12 protein-coding genes are annotated in these 10,213 nt (G+C 60.0%); 3 read left to right on the forward strand and 9 right to left on the reverse strand.

What is annotated here, in order from left to right; translation table 11 throughout:
* From VL197_14505 to VL197_14545, 9 genes are all read right to left on the reverse strand, one after another.
* Window positions 1-738, reverse strand: a 738-nt coding sequence (locus VL197_14505; GenBank protein HUJ19191.1) for a peptidoglycan DD-metalloendopeptidase family protein, incomplete at its 3' end; no start/stop codon positions are given.
* On the reverse strand, window positions 738-1,919 hold the full coding sequence (locus VL197_14510; protein ID HUJ19192.1) for a flagellar basal body P-ring protein FlgI: 1,182 nt from the start codon (window positions 1,917-1,919) through the stop codon (window positions 738-740). The genes VL197_14505 and VL197_14510, both read right to left, overlap by 1 nt.
* Window positions 1,907-2,680, reverse strand: a complete 774-nt coding sequence (locus tag VL197_14515; GenBank protein HUJ19193.1) for a flagellar basal body L-ring protein FlgH — start codon at window positions 2,678-2,680, stop codon at window positions 1,907-1,909. Before VL197_14515 ends, VL197_14510 begins: the two co-directional genes overlap by 13 nt.
* Window position 2,681: 1 nt before the next feature.
* Window positions 2,682-3,407 (reverse strand): flagellar basal body P-ring formation chaperone FlgA, encoded by a 726-nt coding sequence (flgA, locus tag VL197_14520; GenBank protein HUJ19194.1) that lies wholly within the window; start codon window positions 3,405-3,407, stop codon window positions 2,682-2,684.
* Between the two features lie 25 nt (window positions 3,408-3,432).
* Entirely contained in the window at window positions 3,433-4,221 is a 789-nt protein-coding gene (gene flgG / locus VL197_14525) for a flagellar basal-body rod protein FlgG (GenBank protein HUJ19195.1), read from the reverse strand.
* A gap of 12 nt (window positions 4,222-4,233) precedes the next feature.
* On the reverse strand, window positions 4,234-4,965 hold the full coding sequence (locus VL197_14530; GenBank protein HUJ19196.1) for a flagellar hook-basal body protein: 732 nt from the start codon (window positions 4,963-4,965) through the stop codon (window positions 4,234-4,236).
* A gap of 233 nt (window positions 4,966-5,198) precedes the next feature.
* Window positions 5,199-5,555: a hypothetical protein gene (locus tag VL197_14535; GenBank protein HUJ19197.1), complete on the reverse strand. Its 357-nt coding sequence runs from the start codon at window positions 5,553-5,555 to the stop codon at window positions 5,199-5,201.
* 99 nt (window positions 5,556-5,654) lie between these two features.
* Window positions 5,655-5,807: a hypothetical protein gene (locus VL197_14540; protein HUJ19198.1), complete on the reverse strand. Its 153-nt coding sequence runs from the start codon at window positions 5,805-5,807 to the stop codon at window positions 5,655-5,657.
* Between the two features lie 410 nt (window positions 5,808-6,217).
* Window positions 6,218-7,054: an HDOD domain-containing protein gene (locus VL197_14545; GenBank protein HUJ19199.1), complete on the reverse strand. Its 837-nt coding sequence runs from the start codon at window positions 7,052-7,054 to the stop codon at window positions 6,218-6,220.
* Window positions 7,055-7,244: 190 nt separating this feature from the next.
* On the opposite strand from VL197_14545, the gene VL197_14550 reads away from it, so the two are divergent.
* From VL197_14550 to VL197_14560, 3 genes are read left to right on the forward strand one after another with little or no spacing between them, the layout of a single operon-like run.
* Entirely contained in the window at window positions 7,245-8,381 is a 1,137-nt protein-coding gene (locus tag VL197_14550) for a flagellar hook-length control protein FliK (GenBank protein ID HUJ19200.1), read from the forward strand.
* A 15-nt stretch (window positions 8,382-8,396) separates the two neighbouring features.
* Window positions 8,397-8,810: a flagellar hook capping FlgD N-terminal domain-containing protein gene (locus tag VL197_14555; GenBank protein ID HUJ19201.1), complete on the forward strand. Its 414-nt coding sequence runs from the start codon at window positions 8,397-8,399 to the stop codon at window positions 8,808-8,810.
* A 1-nt stretch (window position 8,811) separates the two neighbouring features.
* The gene (locus tag VL197_14560; GenBank protein ID HUJ19202.1) at window positions 8,812-10,158 is read left to right on the forward strand and encodes a flagellar hook protein FlgE; all 1,347 of its coding nucleotides are present in this window, start codon (window positions 8,812-8,814) and stop codon (window positions 10,156-10,158) included.
* Window positions 10,159-10,213: the final 55 nt, after the last annotated feature.

The raw sequence follows: 10,213 nt of genomic DNA on the forward strand, positions 1-10,213 counted from the left end.
TGGTGGTACCTTTTCTCCCTTGTACTGCACCTCGAAATGGACGTGGGGACCGGTTGCCCTGCCGGTGCTGCCCACGCGGGCAATGATCGATCCCCGGTCAACCGAATCACCGACAGCTACCGTATTTTCCTTATTATGCGCATACTTGGAGCTAAACCCGTCCCCGTGATCGATGATAACGACGTTGCCGTATCCCGGTTGCTCACCGCTGAATACCACCTTGCCGGGTCTGACGGGATGAATATCGGTGCCCGCCGGTGCAGCAATGTCAACGCCATGGTGGAATTTCTGGTCGCCCGTAAACGGGTCCTGGCGCATGCCGTAGGCCGAACTAAGCCGGCGGGAACTATCATCAGGCAAAATCGCCCTGATCTCTGCTGTGAGCGAGGGCTCTTTTTCAGCAGACCTGGCCCCCGTTGTTCGAGTCACATTCCCCTGGCCGGCTTTTGCGGCGGTTGCGGTCAGCTGCTTCACGAACATGTCCTGGAGGCCGAGCCCGCGTTGGGCAAAGATCTTCGAGAGTTCCATGTCGAACATACTCATGTACGTGTCCTTGCCGAGACCGGCCTCGCCAGGCTGGCCCGAAGCCTCCCGCATTGCCTTGATCATTTCATAGGCGAAGAGGGACTCCATCTCTCGGGCCACGGCCTTGATCGCCTCGGGGTCGCTGCTGCTCCTGCCCCTGAGATCCTCGATGGAACGGATCTGAGGTGCTGCAAGGCGTGGAACGTCCTGCATCAGATGATCTCCACCTGGGCGCGCAGCGCACCTGCGGCCTTGAGCGCCTGGAGGATCGAGATCAGGTCACGCGGGGTGACGCCCAGGGCGTTCAGCGCACGCACGACCTCTCCCAAGGTGGCCCCCGATACGGTGAACAACGATCCCGGCTGCTCCTTCACGTTCACGGTTTTTTCCGGAACCACCACCGTGGAAGCCTTCTCCGGCGCCATGGGCGGTGGCTGGGAGACCTTGTAATCCGTCTTGATCTCGATGGTCAGGCTCCCGTGGGCGAGCGCCACCGGAGCGATCCTGACGTTTTCGCCGATCACCACGGTGCCGGTCCGCTCGTTGATCACCACCCGCGCCGGCGTGTCCACCGCCACGTCAACAGCTTCGAGCGACGCGATGAACTCGACCACCTTGTTCTGGAACTCCTGCGGGATCTTGACTTTGATTGTTGCAGGATCCATGGTCACAGCCGCATTGGCATCGTTCAGCTTCTCATTGATCCTGGCAGTCACGCTGCTCGCCGTGGTAAAGTCCGGGTTGTGCAGGAACAGCCTGATTGCATCGCCGCTTCCCAGCGAGAACCGGGGCTCGCTTTCGATCGTCACGCCTTCAGGCACTTTACCTGCCGTTGTATGGTTCTTCTGGACCGTTGTGCCACCACCGCCGCCGAGGAAGCCGCCGACCGAGAGGGGGCCCTGCGCGAGTCCGTACACCTTCCCGTCGGGTCCCTTGAGCGGCGTCATCAGCAGCGCCCCTCCCTGGAGGCTCTTGGCATCGCCGATCGTGGCAACAAGCGCGTCGATGCGCACGCCGGGCTTGGGGAACGGCGGCAGCGAGGCGGTCACCATGACCGCCGCAGTGTTCTTGGCCTTGATGTCGGACTCCTTGATGGTCACGCCCATGCGCTGGAGCATGTTCACCATGGTCTGCAGCGTCTGGTTGCCCTTGTCGCCGGTGCCGTCCAGCCCCGCAACGAGGCCGTAGCCGATGAGCTGGTTTTCGCGCATTCCCTCGAAGCTCGCGATGTCCTTGATGCGTTCGGCGGAGGTGACTGATGAGAACAAGAGGACGGCGGACAGAGCACAGATGACGGACAAAAAAGTCGGAACAAGACCGGGCGCCGCTGGCTGCCCGGGCATGTGCCCGGCTTCCGTTCTCCGATTTCCCTGTGCCGAATCTAGAATGGCCATACGCTGCTCATGATCCGCGTGAACCAGCCGGGATTCTGTTTTTCCTGGACCACGCCGTCTCCCACGAAGAACACCTCGGCGTCTGCGACCTTGCTGCTCAGGACGGTATTGTCGATCGCGATGTCGTCGGGCCGTACGATGCCTTTCAGGATAAGGATCTGTTTCTCATTATTAATGGTGATCTCTTTTCTCGACTCGAGGGAGAGCGTGCCGTTCGGCATCACCTCGACCACTTTTGCGGTAATCGTGCCCACGAGGTTCCCCGCCCTGTTCGTGGAACCATTGCCGGCGAAGTCATCCTGGGCCGTCGCCTTTACCGAGGGGGAAAGGCCGTAGCGGCCGTTGAGCGACATGCTGTTTATCGGCAGGCCGAAGAACGTGTCGATCCCGGCATTCATGCTTGACTTCTTCGCCGCGGACGTATCGGCCGTGCCGGAGCCGGAGATGCTCTCTACCACATTGATCGTGACCAGATCGTTCAGCCTCCGTGCCTTCACGTCCTCATACAGGCTGGCGGTGTCGCGCCAGAGCGAATTGGCCGCGGGAACCGGCTGGCTCGGCTCGTTCCTGGCATAGACATAGCGCGGCGGAGGCGCGGGAAGCTTGGGCGTGGTCGCGCAGGAAGCGAGGATAGTCAGCAGGGAGAGGACCGGCAAAAGAAAATAGGGGACAGCGCTGAGATTGCGGACGGAAGAAGAGTCGATCGTTCCGCTCCCATCTTTTCCGGAGCAGGTCCTTTTCCTGATGTGGGCCTTTTTCATCTCAAAACTCCACGCGTACGGTGTTCTCGTCCACGAGCCGGCCGAAGACCGTTTTCTTTGACAGCAGGTTCAGCGCCTTCACGGAGTCGCCGACCGCTGCATCAGCCTTCATCTCTCCCAGGGCCTTGATGGAGAAGCCTGCGGACTCTACGAGGATTGAGACCTTGTGGCCCCGTCTGACGAGCGGTGTGTCCGAGACCATCATATCGGTGACCGGCACATTGGGAACAACGGACCGGAGGAGCGGCCTCCCGATGATCTTCTCTTCTGACCGCACGGCGCCCTTGGGGATCCGTCCGCTCTCCATGAGCGTCGGGTAAATGTCATCGGGCTTGAGCACATAGCCCTTCCGGAAGGCGGACCGTGTCATCACCACACGGTCAAAGGCCCTGACGTGGGCAGCCGCCAGGATCGTCCCGCCCCCCCTGAATTTGAACCGGAATAGGGAATTGCCAGGAGGCGTCTTCTCAACGGCGATCGAGACAGGCCTGCCTGCCGGCAACTCGGCGCTATACTCGAGATTACTGATGTCCACGTCCGCCCAGGGATAGGTGCTGAGGAGATAGCTCCTGAGTTCGGCCTCCGGACTCCAGGGGTCAGCCAATGCCGGGACCGGACCCGCGAGAAAGAAACAGAAAAGAACAAGCCCCCAGACCGTGGACTGCGCCGGTAAGAAGGGAAGCGAGAGCGCTTTGTCATGCCCTGCCCGGATGCATGCCGAAGCCATGTATTTTCCTTGCCGTTCCATCATATTATTGTCTCAGATTGTTCGCCACCTGGAGCATCTGGTCCGATGCCTGGATGGCCTTGGAGTTGACCTCGTAGGCGCGCTGGCTTACGATCATGTTCACCATCTCTTCGACGACGTTCACATTGCTCATCTCGATGAAGCCCTGCGACAGGGTCCCGAGTCCGTTGGTTCCCGGTTTGCCCGTGGTGGGGTCGCCGGAAGAGGCCGTCTGCTGGAAGAGGTTCTTCCCGAGTGCGTTCAGTCCGCCGGGATTGATGAAGTTCGCAATCTCGATCTGGCCGATCTGGGTGGGAGTGGCGCTGCCCGCCTGGGTCACCGACACGATGCCGTCGGAGCTGATGTTGATGGAGGTCGCGCCTGACGGGACGGTTATCCCCGGTTCGAGCGGATAGCCGTCTGAGTTCACGATCCTGCCCTCGCTGTCGAGCTTGAAGGCGCCGGCGCGGCTGTATGACGTCGTGCCGTCGGGCATCAGGATCTGGAAGAAGCCGTCGCCCTCAATGACCATGTCGAGATTGTTGCCGGTCTGGACGAAATCCCCCTGCTGGAATAATTTCTGGACCGCCACGGGCTTGACGCCCATGCCCACCTGGATGCCTGAGGGGATCTCGGACCCTTCCGCCGACGTCGCGCCCGGCAGCCGGAACGTCTCGTAGAGGAGGTCCTGGAAGTCGGCCCTGCTCTTCTTGAAGCCCGTAGTGTTGACGTTGGCCAGGTTGTTGGATATGATGTCGATGTTCAGTTTTTGCGCCTCCATGCCGGTGGCAGCGATGAACAGTGAGCGAAGCATGTTTGAGCCTCCTTAGAGTGTTCCCAGCTGGTTCGTGACTTTTGATGTGGCGTTATCGAAGATCTGGATCGCTTTTTGATAGGATTCGAACTCCCGCATGGTCTCGATCATGCGGACCATTTCCTTTACCGTATCGACATTCGCATTCTCCAGGTAGCCCTGCTTGATGGTCGCCGACGCGGCCGTGCCCGGGCCGCTGGCTTTGAACATGCTGTTGCCCACCTTGGTCAGGGTCACGTCGGGACCGAAATCGGTGACCCGTATCGTGTCGATCTCGGTCGGGAGGGTCGCGTCCGCCTGCAGGGCGGACACCTTGCCTTCCAGGTCGATGCTGATCTGGACGCTGTCCGAGGGAATGGAGATCGGCCCCCCCGAGCCCATGACTTTGACGCCGTCATGCGTTGTGAGGTATCCCTCGCTGTTCTTCACCAGGTCGCCCCGTCTTGTGTACTGATCGCCTTCGAGCGCGATGAAACCGCTGCCCTCCACCGCGATGTCCAGGGGATTGCCGGTCCTGACCGTGGTACCTACGGTAAAGTCCGTCTTCTCCGCGGAGAACTCGCTCATTACGCGGCCGTCCGGGCCCGAGCCTGTGCCGTCCTGGGGCATGAGATAGTCCTTGAACGTGACGCCGTCCTTTTTGTAGCCGGCAGTGTTAGCATTGGCGAGGTTCTGCGTGATGACCTCGAGCTGCGTCTGCTTCAGGATCGCTCCGGACGCTGCTATATACATGCCTTTATACATTGACTCTCCTTCCCTGCTGTCATAGGGTTCAGCAAGTACCGTGCCATTCAGCCGAAAGTCCGAAACGAACCGCAGCGAACCGGGGGACGGCAAAGGTAGATGCCTCATTTCTTGAAGAATCGCTCTTCCCCGTCGAGTCTTTCGCCACCCGTCCCATTCGCCTCCTCCGCGCCTTTACGCTCCGCGGCAAGATCCCGGTATCGGAAAAATTTTCCCTGTGGGCATGATTTGCCCTATCGCCTCTGCAGGTTCAGATCGAGAATGAGCTCGACCTCGCCCGCCTGCATGCCCAAGACCTCGGCGATCTCGTCGTTCCTGAGGCCCCGCTCCTTCAGTGCAAGGACTTCCTGCTGGCGGTTCATGCCGGTCCCCGGTGCGTTCAGGGCCTCGGCGCGATGGATCAGCCGCTCGAGAGACGCCATCTTCTTGTCGACGGTCGACTCCATCGCCTCGAGAACCTTGATCTTCGCTTCAAGCTTCTTAAAGATAAGGTCCGAGATCTCGCGGATTTCCGCCAGTTCAAGGGTCAGGAGGCTTTTCTGCTGTTCGCTCTCTGCCCGTGTTTTCGATGTAAGGAAGTTCTTGACCATAACGGCACTCACTCCCGCGCGTGCGCATGCAGACATCCCGGGATGAACTCACGCAGGTGCGGTAAGGTTGTCATTCCCCGCCCTCCGGCAAACGGCTCTTCAGATCTTGATATCCACTTTGCCGGGACCCGTTGGTTCCTGTTTCGGCTCATCCTTCCGGGGTTGCTGTTTCTTTTTCTGCTGCGAACCCGTTCCCTCTTCCCGTCGGATGATCGTCGTCCCGGTTATTTTTCTCGGCGGTTCTACTGCCATAAGAGCTCCGTTGCAGCCGGCAAGGGATGGGGCGTGAACAAAAAACGTGGCTGCTTGCGCTTAGTGCCCCCGCATTTCACTGATGAACAGATGTCTGTTTTATGACAGACATCGCTGTCGATCTTATATTTTGCAAAAGTTTTGCCATTCAATTTCGAGGGCATAAAAGGAAGGAAAAGGGTGGAACCAGAGAGATGCGGCAGGAAATCTCAGTCAGGAGTAATGGATAAACAAGGGGATAGACGGTAGTAAGGGATAATTCTTCAGCTGGGCAAGACAACGGACGTTGCAGCAGCCAATCTCCTTCCCGTCAGGATTTTGACCAACAGGTTCAAGAAAGCGCCTCAAGTTGAATGATCGTCTGCCCGATGGCCTGAAAAAGGAAGGGTCTTCTGCAGACGGTAACGGGATCAGGTTTTGGATGGAGCGAAGATCTTTTCGATCTCCGGCCTGGACTCCCTGAAGCGCTCGGCGAACAACCGGAGATCCGCATCATGCAGGGAGAACTCCAGCAGGATCGCATCATGTTCGGGCGTCCATATGCCGTCGTCTTCGAGATGGGGGCTGAACTGGCGGGAAAGGCCTTCGGCGAGCGATACGATGGACGCGACTTCCCGGCCTTCCCGGACCTGGGACGGCTTGTGGTGATACCGGATGGTCGAGACGATCTCACCGGGAAGGCCGATCTCTTCGCCGAACCAGCCGCCGGCTTCGGCGTGGGTGCACCCGAATGCCGCAGTCTCCTGCTCGAGCATGGTGTCCGTGGTCTCGATCCCTGCAAAGCGGTCCCTATCCAGGGTATAGAAGATGATCCTTCCCACATCATGCAGCAGTCCGGAAACGAAGCACTCCTGCGGTTGCGTGATCGAAATGCCTCCGGAGATGACCGAGGAAAGAAAGGCGACCTCGTAGCTGTGCACCCAGAGGTTCTGCACGTTGATCGACGCGCGGGCCGGGAAAACATCGAGCACGGACATGCCGAGAGCCGTGGCCTTCACCCGGTTCACGCCGAGGAACAGGACTGCCTGGTGGATATCCCTGATCTGTCCTGAGTGGCCGAAGAACGCCGAGTTGGCCACGCGCAGGACGCGCTGGGCAAGCGCCTGGTCGAAGGAAATCGCGTCGTCGAGTTCGTCGATGTCCGAATTCTCATCGTTGGTGAGGGTGATGATCTTCTCGAGCAGGACGGGCAGCGTGGACAGGTCCCTGAGGCCTTTGATGAAGCGTTTGACGTCGTCTGCGGTCATGGGTGAGCGGGCCCCCCGATCGCGCAAGGAAAGGCCCCGCTGGTTATCTATCGGCAGGATAGGGAAAAAACTTTAACGGGGTGAGAAAAATTTTCCGCGGGACTGCACTTTTTTCAAGAGCGGACTGCCTGTCCAAAGACGGCACGCCGCGGAAGTTCCGAATAACATGAGAAGACCGAACACCTGAAGAATGCAATTGGCCCCTGGCATGGTAGTTGCTTTTTCGATGGGCATGGTGAGCGGTCCGATCATAGACAACACCGTAGAAACCGGGACGCCCGGCGCCTCTTCCCCTGAGAAGAGGGCGGCTGGTGCAGGGGCGGACTGTTTCAACCTGCTGCTTGGGCAGCTGCTGGGTTCGATGGTCTTGGGCGTCCCTATCCAGGACGCACCGAACCCGGAACCTCCCGCCCCGGCGGGCGCCGCTGTCAGTGATACTAACCCTCCGCAGAACACACCTGCTTTGGCTTCGGCCGCAAATGATCAATCTGACCAGAAGCAGGGCATTACCCGGTTTCTTCTGGGTGTTGACAACGAACCGGGGGCGGCAAAGGCCGGAGACACGGCCGCGGCAGTTTCCACAGCGCCTCTCGACGAAGAGCAGCAGGATGGAAAGTTTTTTGGTGCCGTACAGGATGCTGCCGGAAAGAACCCCAAACACGGGAGCGAAGCCCGCGAGGACACTGCTGCACCGGAATTCGCGGCTGCGAAAAAACCAGCTGCGGAGCCGGCCGCGCCCCAGGGAAGCAACGCGAATCTTCCCCTGGTCACGGCAGAGAACAAACATTCAGCCCAAGAGCCGGCTTCGGCCGGTCAGCCGGATATTGCGCTCTCTCCCGCCCTGCACCAGAGCGCCGTGCTGCAGCATGCATCCGTCGTGACCGCGGAAGGAGCGCCGTCGATTCATGCGCAGGAGGCCGGATCGCCCCCCCCCGCGCGCGCGGCGGACCCCGTCGAGCCTTTCGATCATACCGTCTCGATCATCAGGGACGGGAACCGTCTCGCGGTCAAGCTCGAACCGGAAGGCCTCGGCAAGCTTAACATCAACCTCAGCCTCGACCGGGGAACCGTCCATGCGCACATCCAGGTCGCCGATGATGCGGCCAGGAATGTGATCCAGGACAATATGCAGCAGATCGTCGAGTCGTTGATGAAGGAAGGTCTGAGCGTCGGGGGGTTCTCCGTGTCATTGAAAAACGGGGGACAAGAGGCCGATGAGCAGGCACATGAGGCAGGACAGCATCAGCCGCGGACGGCAGACAGCGTTCAGCCATCCGCGTTCACCGCTTCGGCTGCTGCCAGAAGCGGGATCAATCTATTCGTTTGAGAACAAGGAGGTAATATGGATATTGGAAGCACGACAACGACCACTGGCGCGGCATCCGGCAGTTCGACGGTCCCGCCGAGTCAAGAGCTCGGCAAGGACGATTTCCTCAAGCTCTTCATGGCCCAACTCCAGGCGCAGGACCCGCTCAACCCGATGGACAGCAGCCAGTTCACGACTCAGCTGGCGCAGTTCAGTTCTCTCGAACAGCTGACCAACATCAACACCCAGCTGACGAGCCTGGTGCAAGTCCAGTCATCGCAGCAGAACGCGACGGCCACGGACCTGATCGGGAAGCAGGTGCAGCTCACGACCGGCGCGTACCATACCGTTACGGGCGTGCTGTTCGGCAACAATCAGACGCTCCTCGAGCTGGAGGACGGCAGCACAATCCAGCCGGGAGCGATCATGGAAATCAGAGGAGGAGCATAACATGTTGACATCAATGTATACAGCAGTCAGCGGCATGGACGCGAACGGCACGGCCCTTTCCGTCATAAGCGACAACATCTCGAACATGAACACGATCGGTTTCAAGTCGAGCACGGTCACCTTTGGAGACGTGCTGAGCCAAAGCCTCACGGGCGCATCGGCAGCGTCCCAGCTTGGCCGCGGCGTGCAGGTCATGAGCGTGACGCCTCAATTTACCCAGGGTTCCTTCGAAAGCACGTCGAACGGCCTCGACCTGGCCGTGGACGGCGACGGGTTCTTCATGGTGACAGACAGCGCGGGCGCCAAGTACTACACCCGGGACGGCGAGTTTTCGATCGACAAGAACGGGAACATCGTGAATCCCGACAACCTGGCACTCCAGGGGTATCTTGCCGACGCGGCGGGGAACATTACGGGTACGACCGGGAACCTCCAGATTGCGACACGCCAAAGCCCGGCCAACATTACCACTGCAGCCCAGGTTGCCCTGAACCTCGACGCCACGGCGACGCCGCCGGCAGCGGCGTTCACGCTGGATGGGAACGGTGACGGCATTCCCAACGATCCGGCGAACTTCAATTTCTCGGACACGACGACGATCTACGATTCCCAGGGAGGCGCCCAGCAGGTGACGATGTATTTCGTGAAGACCGCCGCCAACACGTGGACAACCCACTATGCGTACGCCGACCCGGGCAATCCGGGCTCTCTCATGGAAGCTGGCCAGACCTCGGGCGGCGCGGGAAATCCGCCTGTCGGAGCGGCTGCCACGCAAGCCCTGACGTTCAATGCCGACGGGTCCCTCAACAATGACAACAGTGGCACGGCGCTGGCCTTCAATTTCGGGGGGGGGGTGACCGCACCGCAGAACGTCAGCTTCAACTTCGGGACCGGCACCGGCGAAGCACCGGCAGGGACCGGTCTCGACATGACAACCCAGTTCGCGTCGGCTTCTTCGGTCATGAACCTGACCCAGGACGGCTATGCCTCGGGCTCGCTCAAGAGCGTTTCTGTTTCCCAGGCAGGCGTAATCACGGGCGTGTTCACGAACGGCCAGACGAGGGCCATCGGCCAGGTCGCCCTCGCGCGGTTCATCGCGCCCACGGGCCTGACCAAACTCGGCAGGAACCTCTACGGCGAGTCCTTCAATTCAGGACAGCCGATCATCGGACAGGCGAACACCTCGGGAATCGGCCAGGTCACTTCGAACAGCCTTGAGCTCTCCAATGTGGACCTCGCCCAGGAGTTCGTGAAGATGATCACGGCCCAGCGAGGGTTTGAGGCGAACTCGAAGGTCATCACGACGACGGACCAACTGATGCAGGAACTGGTGAATCTGAAGCAGTAAGATAGATCGACGGACATAGCTGGGCCGGGGGTCGCATGATCCCCGGCCCCTTTTT

This window comes from Nitrospirota bacterium (assembly GCA_035516965.1).
In the GTDB taxonomy this organism is placed as follows: domain Bacteria; phylum Nitrospirota; class UBA9217; order UBA9217; family UBA9217; genus MHEA01.